This is a genomic window from Xenorhabdus sp. PB61.4 (assembly GCF_963894935.1).
In the GTDB taxonomy this organism is placed as follows: Bacteria; Pseudomonadota; Gammaproteobacteria; order Enterobacterales; family Enterobacteriaceae; genus Xenorhabdus; species Xenorhabdus stockiae.
In genome coordinates this window covers 16,959-32,058 of the sequence record NZ_CAWQJR010000177.1, presented here as the reverse complement: position 1 = coordinate 32,058, position 15,100 = coordinate 16,959, and the positions used below count along the sequence as shown (strand labels likewise).

Below are 15,100 nucleotides of genomic sequence, written 5' to 3'. Positions count from 1 at the left end.
ATATAAAGCATTACATCCTATACTTTATAATTTTAAATTTGTGACCGGATACTTAAATAATGAGCAAAAATAGTTATCAGAAAAGTAAGCGAGGTAAGAGGCTAAAACGAATAAAGAAAAAGAAAAGTTTTAAATTCACCCTATTCAGATGGAATTAATAGCATTATCAATTAAATTGAAAAATTAAGACCAAATTTCTACTCATACAAGAAATGGAACTTAATGATGAAATTATATGCAAATAGAGTATAATTCATACTTAGCTAACCTAGCTAATTTAACGGAGGGGAACATGACTATTCAGGCAAATATGCACGAGGCAAAAACTCATTTGAGCCAGCTGGCAGATAAAGCAGTTGATGGTGAAGTGGTCATTATTGCTAAAGCGGGAAAACCTTATGTTCAGTTAGTTCCTATCTGCCAAATGGATAGAACTCCTGGTGGTTTTGAAAATGAAATTAGTATAAATGAACGATTTTATGAAGCTGACGATGACATACAAAAAATGTTTGAAGGATCTTTATGAAACGACTTCTACTGGATACCCACGTACTCATCTGGTGGGTAACCAACGATCCATCTTTAGGCAACTTAGCCAAAAGCATGATCATGAAAGGAACAAATAGCATCTTTGTCAGCGCAGTAACTCCCTGGGAGATATCCATAAAACGTGCATTAGGCAAATTGGAATTCAAAGCTGATTTTGATTTGATTATGGAAAGAAATAATTTTATTCCTTTAGCTATAACACATCTTCATGCAGAGAATGCCGGTGATTTACCACGCCATCACGGTGACCCGTTTGATAGAATGCTTATTGTACAATCTCAAATGGAAGGATTAACGCTGATTTCAGCTGATAGTGTTTTTTCAGAATATGGTATTAGATTGCTCAATGCCCGACAGTGAATTCAGAGAGCAGGATTTATTTTTTATTTTCCATATACGAAAAAACCCCGCTCAAAGAGCGGGGTTTCAGAATGCTGGTCGGCGAGAGAGGATTCGAACCTCCGACCCACTGGTCCCAAACCAGTTGCGCTACCAAGCTGCGCTACTCGCCGAAAACGAAGCGCATCTTACTGCCTACATCGTAGATCGTCAATAGCTTTTTAAAGACAAGTGGTTGTTTGACTATAATACAACCAAATATTGCACTGTAGCTCGTTCACGGTGTTCAATATTCCAGCAGTAAAAAGCCCCGCACAGAGCGAGGCTTTAAGATGGGCGATCCGATTATATTTATCGAATATTGCTTACTGTAGCAGTGAAATATCCGCAACCCGCAGGAACAAATCACGCAGTTCACTCAGCAATGTCAGACGATTTACCCGCACTTGCAGATCTTCATCCATCACCATCACATTATCGAAGAACGCATCCACAACTTCACGCAGGGAAGCCAGTTCGACCAGTGCATCCTGATAATTGCCTTCGGCAAACAGAGGAGCCAGTTTTTCTTTCAGGACGACAAGATGGGTCGCCAGCTGGATCTCTTCCGCTGCTTTCAGTACCGAAGCCTGAACTGCATCACTCAGTTTCTCTTCTGATTTCGCCAGAATGTTGGAAACACGCTTATTAGCCGCTGCCAGAGAAACAGCCTCATCCAGCGTACGGAAATGCGTTACCGCTTTCATACGAGCATCAAAATCGGCTGGTTGTGTCGGACGACGAGCCAGAACTGCCTGAATGGTATCAACGCTGTAACCCAGCTCCTGATACCAGGTGCGGAAGCGGCCGAGCATAAACTCAACAACATCATCCACAACTTTTTCATTAGTCAGTTTGTCGCCGTACAAACGAACAGCTTCTTCTGCCAGAGTCTGAAGGTCGAGAGGTAATTTTTTCTCAACAATAATGCGCAGTACACCCAGTGCAGCACGACGCAAAGCAAATGGGTCTTTATCCCCTTTCGGATGCTGACCGATGCCAAAAATGCCTGCCAGCGTATCCATTTTATCGGCAATCGCGACTGCGCAAGAAACGCCGGTTGATGGCAGTTCATCACCAGAGAAACGTGGCTGATACTGTTCGTTCAGCGCCAACGCCACATCTTCAGCTTCTCCGTCATGACGGGCATAGTGCATACCCATCACACCCTGCGTATCAGTGAATTCAAAGACCATGTTGGTCATTAAGTCACACTTGGACAGCAAACCTGCGCGGGTTGCATGAGTCACATCCGCCCCGATCTTGTCAGCAATCCAGCCAGCCAGTGCCTGAATGCGGTCTGTTTTATCACGCAGTGTACCCAGCTGCTTCTGGAACAAAACAGTCTCCAGACGCGGCAGGTTATCTTCCAGACGCTGTTTACGGTCAGTCTTAAAGAAGAATTCGGCATCTGCCAGACGCGGACGGACTACTTTTTCATTACCTGAGATGATCTGCTGGGGATCAGAAGATTCAATATTGGTAACAAAAATAAAGTTCGCCATCAATTTGCCGGATTTATCGTAAACCGGAAAATATTTCTGATCGCCTTTCATGGTATAAACCAGTGCTTCCGCCGGTACTTCGAGGAATTTTTCTTCGAATTTTGCCGTCAGAACCACAGGCCATTCCACCAGAGAAGTCACTTCTTCCAGCAGGCTGTCGGTCAAATCTGCCACACCACCAAGCTCAGTTGCTGCCTGCTCTGCATCACGCTTAATCAGGGTCTTGCGCGTTTCATAATCTGCAATAACCCGACCACGCTCCTGCAAAATTACCGGATACTGTTCTGCGTTATCAATGGTGAACTCCGCTTCACCCATAAAACGATGACCACGGATGATACGATCAGATTTGATACCCAGAATTTCGCCTTCAATAACCTCACTACCCAGCAGCATAGTGACGGTATGAACAGGACGGACGAACTGAGTTTCTTTATCACCCCAGCGCATCAGCTTAGGGATAGGCAGTTTAGCCAATGAACTGCTTACCATTCCTGCCAGCAACTCTTTGGCTTCACAGCCTTTAACCTGTGCCCGATACAGCAGCCACTCACCTTTATCGGTTACCAGACGCTCTGCCTGATCAACAGTGATCCCACAGCCTCGCGCCCAGCCTTCTGCTGCTTTGGTTGGTTTCCCTTCCGCATCGAACGCCTGAGAAATGGCCGGACCACGTTTTTCTACTTCACGATCAGCCTGTGCCGCCGCCAGATTGGCCACTTTCAGCGCCAGACGACGCGGAGCAGCAAACCAGCGAACTTCACCATGACCCAGATTGGCGTTGTTCAATTCTGTTTCAAAATTGGCCGCAAAGGATTCAGCCAGTGAACGCAGCGCCTTTGGTGGCAACTCTTCTGTGCCGATTTCCACAAGGAAAGTCTGTTGAGTCATGATGGCCTCTTAATTTTCTGTTACACCGTTTTTGTTACACATCGGGAAGCCAAGCGCTTCGCGGGAAGCATAGTAAGCTTCAGCAACTGCTTTGGTCAGAGTGCGGATACGCAAGATATAACGCTGACGTTCAGTCACGGAAATCGCTTTACGGGCATCCAGTAAGTTAAATGTATGACCCGCTTTCAGAATGCGCTCATAAGCAGGCAGTGGCAGAGGTGTTTCCAGTGCCAGCAACTCCTGCGCTTCTTTTTCATACTGCTCGAAACAGGTGAACAGAAAATCCACATCTGCGTGTTCAAAGTTGTAAGTAGACTGCTCAACTTCATTCTGATGATAGATATCACCATAAGTCGTTTTACCCAGCGGGCCATCACTCCACACCAGATCATAAACACTGTCTACACCCTGAATATACATGGCAAGACGTTCCAGACCGTAAGTGATTTCACCGGTAACAGGCTTACACTCAAGACCACCAACCTGCTGGAAATAAGTGAACTGAGTCACTTCCATACCGTTCAGCCAGACTTCCCAGCCCAGACCCCATGCACCCAGAGTCGGGTTCTCCCAGTTATCTTCAACAAAGCGGATATCGTGAACGGTAGGATCAAGCCCCAGCTCTTTCAGTGAACCAAGATAAAGTTCCTGAATATTCTCTGGAGAGGGTTTGATGATAACCTGAAATTGGTAGTAATGCTGAAGACGGTTCGGGTTTTCACCGTAGCGCCCGTCAGTCGGACGACGTGAAGGCTGTACATAAGCCGCAGCAATCGGCTCCGGCCCTAAAGCACGTAGACAGGTAATAGGATGAGAGGTTCCTGCGCCGACTTCCATATCCAATGGTTGGACAATGGTGCAGCCTTGACGCGCCCAGTAATCCTGTAGTGTCAGGATAATTCCCTGAAAGGTTTTGGTATCAAACTTTTGCATGTTGAATCCGCACGCGATACTTATACACAATGAATTTCAAGGTGCATCGCGGCGGCAAGGGAGTTCATCCCCGGGAGCATAGATAACCGTATGTTTATAAAAACGGTGACCGGGGTGAACGAGCGCAGCCAACAAAGAGGCAACTTGAAAGACGAAGTGTATATGAATTTAAACGAAAGGAGTCAGTATACCCTTTGACTGTAAGATATACAGCACTGATCACCGCCCAATTTTGTCACAACATAAAAAAATCTTATCCGAATGACTTTACATGGATATTCATACAGCTAAAATTGGTGTAATTCTTCACCAACGCCTACGGAGATACGCACTTCATGAATAAAGACATAACCCGCTGTGGCTGGGTTACCTCAGATCCTGATTATCTGGCCTACCATGACAATGAGTGGGGGAAACCATTAAAGGATGACCAAAAACTTTTTGAATTGATTTGTCTTGAAGGACAACAGGCGGGTTTATCATGGTTCACCATTTTGAAAAAACGCGAAGGTTACAGAAAATGTTTCCATCAGTTTGATCCCGCAAAAATTGCCGGTATGGGTGAAAATGACGTCGAGAAATTAATGCAGGACCCTGCCATCGTCCGCCACCGTGCAAAAATTAACGCCATTATTGATAATGCCCGCGCCTATCTGAAAATGGCCGAGCAGGGCGAAAATTTCAGTGAATTTATCTGGCAATTTGTTGACGGTGCTCCACAAATAAATCATTGGGAAACATTGGCAAAAGTGCCTGCCAAAACTGACCTTTCTGATGCTCTTTCAAAGGCATTGAAAAAACGTGGCTTTAAATTTATCGGTAGCACCACCTGCTATGCTTTTATGCAGGCTGCGGGTTTGGTGGATGATCACATCGCAAACTGTTTATGCCGGAAATAACCGGTACAGAAAAACTGAAAATCAGCGCATATTCTCTCAACAAAGAGATAACTTGAAAGACAAAGCGTAAAAATAGATGACAATATAACAAGGCGCGAGTTATGGTGTCTTCATACCATACTCCTACAAAATACAAACAAAGACGCAACAGCCGTTATGAAATTCTCTCAATTCGGAAACAAATTCACACAAGAGTCAGGTATTACGCGCCTGATGAATGATCTCAACCAGGGCCTGAGAACACCCGGCGCGATTATGCTTGGTGGTGGCAACCCTGCCCATATTCCTGAAATGGATGAGTATTTCCAGCAACTATTGGCGGATATGGCGTTAAACGGCCAATTAACTGAAACCCTGTGTAATTACGATGGCCCACAGGGAAAAAATACGTTAATTGCTGCACTGGCACAGGAATTACAGGAAAAACTCGGTTGGGATGTTAATCCACAGAATATTGCCCTGACCAATGGTAGCCAAAGTGCTTTTTTCTACCTGTTTAATTTATTAGCAGGGCGTGATGAAAATGGCTCAATAAAACGGGTTCTGTTTCCGCTTGCGCCTGAGTATATTGGCTATTCTGATTCTGGTCTGGATGAAGGTCTATTTGTTGCTAATAAACCTAATATTGAATTATTGCCTAATGGGCAATTTAAATATCATGTTGATTTTGACCACCTGAATATTTCTGAAGATATCAGCCTGATCTGTGTTTCGCGTCCAACGAACCCAACGGGTAATGTTGTCACTGACGAAGAATTACTGCGCTTGGATGCATTAGCTCAAAAACACCAAATTCCTCTGCTGATCGATAATGCCTATGGTGTGCCATTCCCGGGTATTATTTTTAGTGAAGCAACTCCTCTGTGGAACCCGAATATTATCTTATGTATGAGCCTGTCCAAACTTGGGCTACCGGGTGCTCGCTGTGGAATCATCGTTGCCAATGAAAAGATTATTCAGGCAGTCAGTAACATGAATGGTGTGATTAGCCTGGCTCCGGGGGGCATTGGGCCTGCCATGACGCTGGAAATGATCCGCCGTAATGATCTGTTTCGTTTATCCCAAAATGTCATCCAACCATTTTATAAAAAACGGGTAGAACAAGTCATTGAGATTATTCGTCACTATCTGCCAGAAGAATACTGTCTTATCCATAAACCAGAAGGAGCAATATTCCTCTGGCTCTGGTTCAAAAATCTGCCGATTACAACTGAAGTTCTTTATCAGCGCTTAAAAAAGCGGAAGGTATTAATGGTGCCGGGTCATTATTTCTTTCCCGGTCTGGAACACAACTGGCCTCATGCTCACCAATGTATGCGCATGAACTATGTGCCAGATCTGGCAAAAATAGAAGAAGGTATCCGTATTTTGTCCGAAGAAATTGAGATTGCCCATCAAGAAGGGGAATGTTAATCGGGTTGTACCCTATGGATTTCGAGTTACATCGCGGCGGCAAGGGAGTTCATCCCCAAGAGCATAGCTAACTATGTGACTGGGGTGAACGAACGTAGCCAACAAAGAGGTAATTTGAAAGACGACGGGTATATAAAAAAAGCTCCCTCATTTAAAGTGAGGGAGTAAGATGATAACGAGGACTTTTTACCTGAGAACAGGACAGTAGTTATTAGAATCCCAAAAGAATTCTTCACACACAGTAGGAAAGGAAAACAATCCTTGTTTATACACTTTCCCTGAACTCGGTATATTTAACCAGAAAACAAAAAAGATAATGGTCTGAATAGACAGGTTTTTTTCACTTTAAATTGCCTCTACTATGTGAAATTAAGACAATTACCCCATATTGTGTGATCTAAAGCACACTTAATGAATCAAACACATATACTTAATTATTCAACGCTGTTCTCAATCTTCCTCTCTGCCAGAAAATAATATCTACTAACAGTCTCCAGATTCAGCAACGGTCAGTATTAATAGGCATGCTCGCTTGTTAGCCGGACAAATTCGCTCCCGACGAATTTGCCCTGCCTTTTCCGCTACGGCTCAACACAAAATACAGGGATATAAATTCAAATGAAATAATTTACTTTTAAATTTATTTCAAAATAAACTATCAAGGAGAATTAAAGAAATCTATCGAAAAAAATTATTGGATTTAACAATAAGTGCTATAGCAAACTGAATATTACCTAACTATAGTAAATAGTATTAAAAAGTTATTTTTATGCTTATTCATGAAAAAATCATACTAGGTATAAATATAACTTCTGGATATTGGCAATTAACTCATTGAGCTCAAGGAATGGAAATGATGAAAAACTATAAACTGCTTCTATTACCTTCTACTATTATTGGGGGGCTTTTGCTAACAGGCTGCTCCAGTATCATGACTCACAGTGGCCCTAATCAAGGGTATTATTCGGGAGCACAAGCCAATATTAATATGTTAAAAGATGACAGAACAGGATGGTTCCTGAAACCTCTGCTCGTAGTCGATCTCCCATTATCAGCTTTTTTAGATACCCTTTTACTCCCCTATGATTACGCTCATTCCAATCAGGATCAAACGGAGCAATCCCCTAAACTTCGTATTGAAAAACTGGAAGAAAGCACAAACAGCACACAATCGATATTAGAAAACTCGATGAATAATGAACCCTAATTTTACCAATACCGATTAGGCTAAAGATTATCTTATCTCAACTATTTTTCAGGCATCGTTATTGTACAACGATGCCTATTTCAACCCTGTTTCAACAATGAAAAGCTGACGATATCCATTAATATCCCGCATAAATGCAATATATCGGCCATCAGGTGAAAACACGATTGCATCAGCACAGGGAGCAACGTCAGTACGAGCTGTTAACCGCTGGGTTTGCCCACTCTGACTATCACAAAGCATGACACTGTTATCGCAAACAAAAGCGATAAACCGCCCCCGGTTATCCCAGTTAAATGCGGATTGTATGTCATGAATATTATCTGTGATCTGTGCCGGCTCGCCTCCATTTGGAGATATATGCCATAACTGAATAACACCATTGCCATCTCTCATCAGAAAACAAATTTTACTTCCATCCGGTGATGCCCTGAGCCAATGCCGGGGAACATTGGCTACTCCCGGATAACAATTCTGATGGGTGAAAGTTAATCGTTTTTGTTTAACTCCAGCGGGCGGCGCAGGTAATGCCGTTTCGGTTCCGGCTAATGGCTGGCAACCTTCTAGTGCATAATCTTCATCATGCTCAGGCAGGTCAACCAGATAAATTTCAGGGATCTTCTCACCATTTTCAGCATACGTATCACCAATAAAAGCCAGTGCCCAACGCTGCCATTGCCCATTCTCTTTAAGATATCCCTGTTGTCCAACCCACCCTTCTTCATATGCACGATTGATCTCATCACTACCGGGATGTGGATGCGTTGTGGTTTGGCTAACAACGACTGAAAAATAACGACCATCGTATTCTCTCGGGTGTTTTTTCGCTGAAATCACAGTTCTTAGTGGAACAGCCACAGCAACATTACGCAAATCAAGAGCAGGGTCTAACTCATGCATGACATGGTCATTATAGGTAAAACTCAAACGACTGCTGTCAGGACTGAAAACATGCACATGTGTACCACCTCGTAAAGCTCCTGCTGTATAAGGAGGAGTGATATCCAGTGCATCAATATTGAACGCAACGTTTGGTTCGCTATCGGAAACAATCACCCCACGACGATGATGAAAATCATATTGCCAGTGATTATCCGGGTGCTCCGGGCCATGAATAAATGCGTAACGTACCGGCTCTTGTGGGCTAACAGTGACAACCCCAACATGTGCCCCATCTTTTGCCTGATAAATAATCTCTGTCTGGCCGTTATTGATATGAATTTTTTCTATCGTCAGGCCGGAAAAAGATGCTCCGTTAGGACGTACATCATAAACCAGCCACTGGCTATCAGGAGTCCAGATATTTATATTAGTTATCTGATGGCTACGGTTATCAAATGTAATCTGACGTTCCTTGAAAATCATTTTTTTCCACCTTAATATGCGGGAATTCGGATAATAAAAACTAACTTTATGTAAATTTAACTAAAAATTTTCAATCGAGGCGTTATTATTTCCGCATTACTCTTACTTCTTCATTATCTTTCATCTGACTAAATTTATGCTACTCAGTGTCCTTTATATCATTGGTATCACGGCTGAAGCCATGACGGGTGCTTTAGCCGCAGGTCGCCGAAAAATGGATGTCTTCGGCGTGATTATTATCGCTTCTGTTACAGCTATCGGTGGTGGCTCCGTTCGTGACATAATTCTGGGCCATTACCCACTTGGCTGGGTTCAAAACCCGGAGTATATCGTGACTGTTGCCTGTGCTGCTGTTTTCACGATTTGGATTGCTCCAATGATGAAACACCTGCGTCGTTTGTTTCTGATTCTGGATGCAATCGGCCTGATTGTTTTTTCAATTATTGGTGCACAAATCGCACTGGATATGGACTACAGCCCAATCATTGCCGCCATTGCTGCTGTTATTACCGGTGTTTTTGGTGGCGTGCTGCGCGATATGTTTTGTAATACCATCCCGCTGGTGTTTCAGAAAGAAATTTACGCTGGGGTCTCCTTTGCTGCTGCATGGTTATATATCGCCTTATTGCATACTCCACTACACCCCAACAGCGTCATTATCATAACCCTTATTGCTGGCCTCGCTGCCCGCCTAATTGCTATTCGCTATCGTCTTGGATTACCGATATTTAATTACGATGGTGCTGATCACTGATATGAATCTGGGCGTTTGAAGCAAACTTTTGCTCTTACGCTCTTATTCGACTCCACCATTTTATTTTCCTTATCTCCGATGACTGTAAAGGATATGTCTACAGATCAATGCCCTGTAAAGTCAGTACTTCTATTAATTCTTTAACGTCAGGATGCTGAAAAAATCTCTCAATTTTTGCTCTTTGTTTAACTGATAAAGCACTATATTTTTGTGTTTCTACTTCGGGTGACTGCATTTTTCCGAACAAAGCTATTTTATTTGTAAATTTATTAGCATAAGGCATTCCTATCGCTTCGCGCCATAATGAGGCTGGCTGCCGCTTTGATTGCTGGAATTGACTGAAAATTGATTCAGCACGCTTAGTTCCGATGTTCGGTATTTCAGCCAGTTGTGTTACATCCAATGCTAACCAGTCTGTCAGATTCTTGATCTTTTCACTTGTGACTAGAGTCATCCATGTACCTTGACTCACTCCTCTCATTTTCAATTTTTCGCCCATCCATGTCAGACGTGCGATAAACTGCTGTTGGCATTCATCATTATTCAATACAAAACAACTGAGTGAATGAAATTGTTCTGCATCAGGAAGATTAAGATGTTTGCGTTCAGCAATACGCCAAACCACCTTATCAAGTTTGGGTATACCATGCCCTGCCAGGGCTATTGTTACTTTATCTCCCGGATAAACATCCCAATACTTCCAACGCGTCACCGAACCAATATGAACGCGGCTAATCTGCCTGTCATCTAATTGAATCTTTTCCAGCTCCAGCAATACGGAAATTTTCCCTGTTCGGCCTATCCTGAATTGAATATCGTTTACTGTGGTAACTTGTTGCTGTAGAGGATACTTCCATGCAACAGCCCAACTGCTTGAACCTGAACGCCATTGCCTGCCGGCGGGCTCAGTCTCTTGCCTTAATACAACACCATCAGTAGCAAAAGGGAGGGGATGGGTAAAATACATTTTCCATTTTTTCTCCGCCTCTTCCGCATTGGAAATAGGGTGGCTAAATTGTTGCGTAGCCGGAAAGCCCATGGAAGCCAGTTGTTCAAGCTTAGCAGTCATTTCATCCGGCCCATCCGGCCAACTCCATACAAATATCCCTATTTGACTGAGTTCTTCTGAATGGGCCTTACGCATCATCAAACCCGCAACCTTGCTGCGCGCGCCCTGACTACCAACAACCGACTGGCGGTGATTATTCTGTCGCCAAAAAAGCTCGCCTTGTAACACCATATATTCCGGTGCATTTTTTATCTGTTGGGGAATACTGGATATAAATTTGCTTTTATCCAGCCAGTCTGTCCCTTCTGTTCCATTCCCACGGCTGATTAACCCTGTCAGCAGCCCCTTCTGATAAACCAGTGTTACCGCAACACCATCAATTTTGGGCTGTAACCAGACTTTCGAGCGCCCTTGTACCCATTTCCGCACTTCCTCCAGACCTTTCAGTTTACGCAATCCTGTATGCTGGACAGGATGAGTCTGTTTTCCATTATCCGGAATGGCTATGACAACGTTATTATTCTGTGTCTGATTCAGACAATGCTGCCAGTGTGTCAGAGTTTCCAATAGCTGATCGTAAATTTCATCATCTATTTCACTAATCCCCTGCTGGCGATACAACTGCTCCCATCGCGCTACCTGTGGTGTCAGGTGTTCGATTTCAAGCTGAAGTTTTTCCTTTGACCAGACGGGACAATCTGCTGCGAGTGCTATCGGCACTCCACATAACAACATCAATATTATAATGAGAAAATTAAGCATCCTTGCTCCACACGTTCCTTAAATGCAGGCAAAGAATAATAAAGAAATTTGGCTATACCAATGAGGAAAAAGAGCGTTTGCGATGAGTCTCGAAAAATTATTAGCTTGTTTCTGCAACTTATTATTTTATCTGGAATTGTTTTGCAAAATATCGCTTTAATCTTCGTTTGTTAATAAAAAATTTTGTTGAATCACTCGCAGGCATGTATTGTAACGCTGCATGGATTAACGTATCCGTGTATACTATGTGGGATTTTATATCCCTACGCTTGCATTTATTAATACCCAACCAGTCAAGAAATCAGCATGAGCCAAGGAACGTTATATATTGTTTCTGCACCGAGTGGAGCAGGCAAATCAAGCCTTATTCAGGCTTTATTAAACACCCAGCCTTTGTATGACACTCAGGTTTCTGTTTCACATACAACCCGCCCGGCACGTCCAGGCGAAAATCACGGTGAACATTATTTTTTCGTCACAACCGATGAATTCCAGAATATGATTAACCATGATGAATTTTTGGAACATGCCTGTGTTTTCGGTAACTATTACGGCACTTCCCGTAAAGTAATCGAAGATACTCTCGCCAGTGGGGTTGACGTCTTTCTTGATATTGACTGGCAGGGTGCGCAACAAATCCGTCAGAAAATGCCTGCGGCCCGTAGTATTTTTATTCTTCCGCCTTCAAGGGAAGAATTACTCCGCCGCCTGCGCGGGCGCGGTCAGGACAGCGAAGAAGTCATTGCTAAACGCATGTCTCAAGCTGTCGCTGAAATGGAGCATCATGGCGAGTATGATTACGTCATCATCAATGACGATTTCAATACTGCTCTGGCCGATTTACAATCAGTTATTCGTTCAGAACGCCTGCGTTTAGAAAGGCAGGCTCAACGGCATGATGCGTTAATCAGCAAATTATTGGCAGACTGAACTAAGTTTCAGTATCATGTCCGGTCACTTATTTATCTGTGGAGTAGCACACATATGGCACGCGTAACTGTTCAAGACGCAGTAGAAAAAATTGGTAACCGTTTTGACCTGGTGTTGGTCGCTGCTCGCCGAGCACGCCAATTGCAGTCAGGCGGAAAAGATCCTCTGGTTCCGGAAGAAAACGATAAGATGACGGTTATCGCTCTGCGTGAAATCGAGCAGGGTCTTATCAATAATAAAATTCTTGATGTTCGTGAACGTCAGGAACAACAGGAGCAGGAAGCTGCAGAAATCAACGCTGTTTCTGCTATCGCCGACGGTCGTCGTTAATTTTACGGTAGGTCTGCCTTGTACCTGTTTGAAAGCCTGAATCAGCTTGTTCTTAAATATTTGCCTGAAGATCAGATTGGTCTGTTGAAGCAGGCTTATATCGTAGCTAGGGATGCCCATGAAGGGCAGACCCGCTCCAGCGGTGAGCCATATATTACTCATCCGGTCGCCGTTGCCTGTATTCTGGCTGAAATGCGCCTTGATCATGAAACACTGATGGCTGCACTTCTGCATGATGTCATAGAGGATACACCAACGACATTTCAGGATATCGAGCAACTATTCGGGACAGCTGTCGCCGGATTAGTTGAGGGTGTCTCTAAGCTGGACAAACTGAACTTCCGTGATAAGAAAGAAGCTCAGGCAGAAAACTTTCGCAAAATGGTCATGGCAATGGTACAGGATATCCGTGTCATTCTGATCAAACTGGCAGACCGTACACATAACATGCGAACCCTTGGTTCCCTGCGCCCTGATAAACGGCGGCGCATCGCCAGGGAAACGCTGGAAATTTACAGTCCGTTAGCCCATCGATTGGGTATCCATCACCTGAAAACAGAACTGGAAGAGCTGGGTTTTGAAGCTCTGTATCCGAACCGTTATCGGGTGATTAAAGAGGTAGTTAAAGCTGCTCGCGGCAACCGGAAGGAGATGATCCAGAAAATTCTGTCAGAAATTGAGGGCAGATTAACGGATGCCGGCATCAAATGTACCGTCAATGGGCGGGAAAAACACCTCTACTCTATCTATCGTAAGATGCACCTGAAAGAACAGCGTTTTCATTCCATCATGGATATTTACGCGTTCCGTGTCATCGTCGATAACCTTGATACCTGTTACCGTGTTCTGGGGCAAATGCACAGCCTGTATAAACCCCGTCCCGGTAAAGTAAAAGATTATATTGCCATTCCCAAAGCCAACGGCTATCAGTCCCTGCATACTTCTCTGATCGGCCCACACGGAGTCCCGGTTGAAGTGCAAATCCGTACTGAAGATATGGATCAAATGGCTGAAATGGGGGTTGCTGCACACTGGGCTTATAAAGAGCAGGGTGAATCAGGTACGACTGCTCAGGTTCGCGCTCAGCGCTGGATGCAAAGCCTGCTGGAGCTTCAGCAAAGTGCCGGTAGCTCTTTCGAATTTATTGAAAGCGTCAAATCTGATCTATTCCCTGATGAGATCTACGTTTTTACTCCTGAAGGGCGTATTGTCGAATTGCCGGCAGGGGCAACACCCGTCGATTTTGCCTATGCCGTTCACACCGATATTGGTCACGCCTGTGTCGGGGCCCGTGTTGATCGTCAGCCTTATCCACTGTCTCAAACCCTCAGCAGTGGGCAAACCGTCGAAATTATTACCGCACCAAGTGCCCGCCCTAATGCCGCATGGCTGAACTTTGTCGTCAGCTCTAAAGCACGCGCTAAAATCCGTCAGCTGTTGAAAAATCTAAAACGGGATGATTCAGTCAGTCTGGGACGGCGTCTGCTTAATCATGCCCTCGGCAACGGCCTGAAAGTTGCCGATATTCCGGAAGAAAACATTGCCAGAGAACTGGCAAGAATGAAACTGACTTCACTGGATGATCTGCTGGCAGAAATCGGCTTAGGTAACGCAATGAGTGTCGTTGTTGCTCATAATCTGTTGGGCGAAACAGAAAAAATACCAGACAGTAATAGTGGCAATAATAATAACGGCAACAATAACAGTAATAACAATATTAGTAATAATAGCCGTAAACTGCCCATCAAAGGCGCTGATGGTATTCTGATTACCTTTGCCAAATGTTGCCGTCCTATCCCCGGTGACCCGATTATTTCTCATATCAGCCCGGGCAAAGGTTTGGTTATCCATCACGAATCCTGCCGTAATATTCGTGGCTACCAGAAAGAACCGGAAAAATTCATGCCCGTTGAGTGGGATAAAGATGTCAACAGCGATTTTATTGCCGAGATCAAAGTTGACATGTTTAATCATCAGGGTGCACTGGCAAATCTGACAGCCGCCATTAATGATGCGAACTCCAATATCCAAAGCATGAATACCGAAGAAAAAGATGGCCGCGTTTATTGTGCTTTCATTAGGCTGACTGCCAAAGATCGTATCCAGCTGGCAAATATCATGCGCAAGATACGTGTCATGCCGGATGTACTACGAGTCAGCCGTAACCGAAATTAG

At 44.0% G+C, this 15,100-nt stretch carries 13 protein-coding genes and 1 tRNA gene; 9 read left to right on the top strand and 5 right to left on the bottom strand.

Translation table 11 applies throughout. The features are described from left to right. The first annotated feature begins 292 nt into the window (after positions 1 to 292). Together AACX68_RS14170 and AACX68_RS14165 are read left to right on the top strand one after the other, a co-directional pair. Entirely contained in the window at positions 293 to 526 is a 234-nt protein-coding gene (locus AACX68_RS14170) for a type II toxin-antitoxin system Phd/YefM family antitoxin (RefSeq protein ID WP_228859553.1), read from the top strand. Beyond that, entirely contained in the window at positions 523 to 909 is a 387-nt protein-coding gene (locus tag AACX68_RS14165; protein WP_228859552.1) for a type II toxin-antitoxin system VapC family toxin, read from the top strand. Before AACX68_RS14170 ends, AACX68_RS14165 begins: the two co-directional genes overlap by 4 nt. A gap of 75 nt (positions 910 to 984) precedes the next feature. On the opposite strand, the gene AACX68_RS14160 is transcribed toward AACX68_RS14165, so the two are convergent. From AACX68_RS14160 to glyQ, 3 genes are all read right to left on the bottom strand, one after another. Next, a tRNA-Pro gene (locus AACX68_RS14160) sits at positions 985 to 1,061 on the bottom strand. A gap of 192 nt (positions 1,062 to 1,253) precedes the next feature. Continuing rightward, positions 1,254 to 3,323, bottom strand: coding sequence for a glycine--tRNA ligase subunit beta (gene glyS / locus AACX68_RS14155; protein WP_228859551.1), 2,070 nt, complete (start codon positions 3,321 to 3,323; stop codon positions 1,254 to 1,256). Positions 3,324 to 3,332: 9 nt separating this feature from the next. After that, the gene (gene glyQ / locus AACX68_RS14150) at positions 3,333 to 4,256 is read right to left on the bottom strand and encodes a glycine--tRNA ligase subunit alpha (RefSeq protein ID WP_099109489.1); all 924 of its coding nucleotides are present in this window, start codon (positions 4,254 to 4,256) and stop codon (positions 3,333 to 3,335) included. A 335-nt stretch (positions 4,257 to 4,591) separates the two neighbouring features. Here glyQ and AACX68_RS14145 point away from each other — a divergent pair, with 335 nt between their 5' ends. From AACX68_RS14145 to AACX68_RS14135, 3 genes are all read left to right on the top strand, one after another. Next, positions 4,592 to 5,155 (top strand): DNA-3-methyladenine glycosylase I, encoded by a 564-nt coding sequence (locus tag AACX68_RS14145; protein WP_228859550.1) that lies wholly within the window; start codon positions 4,592 to 4,594, stop codon positions 5,153 to 5,155. Between the two features lie 156 nt (positions 5,156 to 5,311). Beyond that, positions 5,312 to 6,568 (top strand): valine--pyruvate transaminase, encoded by a 1,257-nt coding sequence (locus tag AACX68_RS14140; protein ID WP_228859549.1) that lies wholly within the window; start codon positions 5,312 to 5,314, stop codon positions 6,566 to 6,568. Between the two features lie 856 nt (positions 6,569 to 7,424). Then, a complete protein-coding gene (locus AACX68_RS14135; protein ID WP_228859548.1) occupies positions 7,425 to 7,775 on the top strand; it encodes a YceK/YidQ family lipoprotein in 351 nt (116 codons plus the stop codon). Positions 7,776 to 7,850: 75 nt separating this feature from the next. Here AACX68_RS14135 and AACX68_RS14130 read toward each other — a convergent pair whose 3' ends face one another. Next, complete coding sequence (locus tag AACX68_RS14130; RefSeq protein WP_228859547.1) at positions 7,851 to 9,140, bottom strand: DUF3748 domain-containing protein; 1,290 nt, start codon at positions 9,138 to 9,140, stop codon at positions 7,851 to 7,853. 136 nt (positions 9,141 to 9,276) lie between these two features. On the opposite strand from AACX68_RS14130, the gene AACX68_RS14125 reads away from it, so the two are divergent. Further along, positions 9,277 to 9,894, top strand: coding sequence for a trimeric intracellular cation channel family protein (locus AACX68_RS14125; RefSeq protein WP_099109494.1), 618 nt, complete (start codon positions 9,277 to 9,279; stop codon positions 9,892 to 9,894). A 97-nt stretch (positions 9,895 to 9,991) separates the two neighbouring features. On the opposite strand, the gene ligB is transcribed toward AACX68_RS14125, so the two are convergent. Continuing rightward, positions 9,992 to 11,665, bottom strand: coding sequence for an NAD-dependent DNA ligase LigB (ligB, locus tag AACX68_RS14120; protein ID WP_228859546.1), 1,674 nt, complete (start codon positions 11,663 to 11,665; stop codon positions 9,992 to 9,994). 306 nt (positions 11,666 to 11,971) lie between these two features. Here ligB and gmk point away from each other — a divergent pair, with 306 nt between their 5' ends. The 3 genes from gmk to spoT are packed head-to-tail and all read left to right on the top strand — an operon-like array spanning position 11,972 to position 15,100. Beyond that, positions 11,972 to 12,595, top strand: coding sequence for a guanylate kinase (gene gmk / locus AACX68_RS14115; protein ID WP_099109496.1), 624 nt, complete (start codon positions 11,972 to 11,974; stop codon positions 12,593 to 12,595). Positions 12,596 to 12,649: 54 nt separating this feature from the next. Beyond that, positions 12,650 to 12,925: a DNA-directed RNA polymerase subunit omega gene (gene rpoZ / locus AACX68_RS14110; RefSeq protein WP_086954696.1), complete on the top strand. Its 276-nt coding sequence runs from the start codon at positions 12,650 to 12,652 to the stop codon at positions 12,923 to 12,925. Positions 12,926 to 12,943: 18 nt separating this feature from the next. Further along, complete coding sequence (gene spoT / locus AACX68_RS14105) at positions 12,944 to 15,100, top strand: bifunctional GTP diphosphokinase/guanosine-3',5'-bis pyrophosphate 3'-pyrophosphohydrolase (RefSeq protein ID WP_228859545.1); 2,157 nt, start codon at positions 12,944 to 12,946, stop codon at positions 15,098 to 15,100.

What these genes read in the sequence shown, in the direction of transcription:
- AACX68_RS14170 (WP_228859553.1), top strand. Translation starts at nt 293, where the DNA reads ATGACTATTCAGGCAAATATGCACGAGGCAAAAACTCATTTGAGCCAG.
- AACX68_RS14165 (WP_228859552.1), top strand. Translation starts at nt 523, where the DNA reads ATGAAACGACTTCTACTGGATACCCACGTACTCATCTGGTGGGTAACC.
- glyS (WP_228859551.1), bottom strand. Translation starts at nt 3,323, where the DNA reads ATGACTCAACAGACTTTCCTTGTGGAAATCGGCACAGAAGAGTTGCCA.
- glyQ (WP_099109489.1), bottom strand. Translation starts at nt 4,256, where the DNA reads ATGCAAAAGTTTGATACCAAAACCTTTCAGGGAATTATCCTGACACTA.
- AACX68_RS14145 (WP_228859550.1), top strand. Translation starts at nt 4,592, where the DNA reads ATGAATAAAGACATAACCCGCTGTGGCTGGGTTACCTCAGATCCTGAT.
- AACX68_RS14140 (WP_228859549.1), top strand. Translation starts at nt 5,312, where the DNA reads ATGAAATTCTCTCAATTCGGAAACAAATTCACACAAGAGTCAGGTATT.
- AACX68_RS14135 (WP_228859548.1), top strand. Translation starts at nt 7,425, where the DNA reads ATGAAAAACTATAAACTGCTTCTATTACCTTCTACTATTATTGGGGGG.
- AACX68_RS14130 (WP_228859547.1), bottom strand. Translation starts at nt 9,140, where the DNA reads ATGATTTTCAAGGAACGTCAGATTACATTTGATAACCGTAGCCATCAG.
- AACX68_RS14125 (WP_099109494.1), top strand. Translation starts at nt 9,277, where the DNA reads ATGCTACTCAGTGTCCTTTATATCATTGGTATCACGGCTGAAGCCATG.
- ligB (WP_228859546.1), bottom strand. Translation starts at nt 11,665, where the DNA reads ATGCTTAATTTTCTCATTATAATATTGATGTTGTTATGTGGAGTGCCG.
- gmk (WP_099109496.1), top strand. Translation starts at nt 11,972, where the DNA reads ATGAGCCAAGGAACGTTATATATTGTTTCTGCACCGAGTGGAGCAGGC.
- rpoZ (WP_086954696.1), top strand. Translation starts at nt 12,650, where the DNA reads ATGGCACGCGTAACTGTTCAAGACGCAGTAGAAAAAATTGGTAACCGT.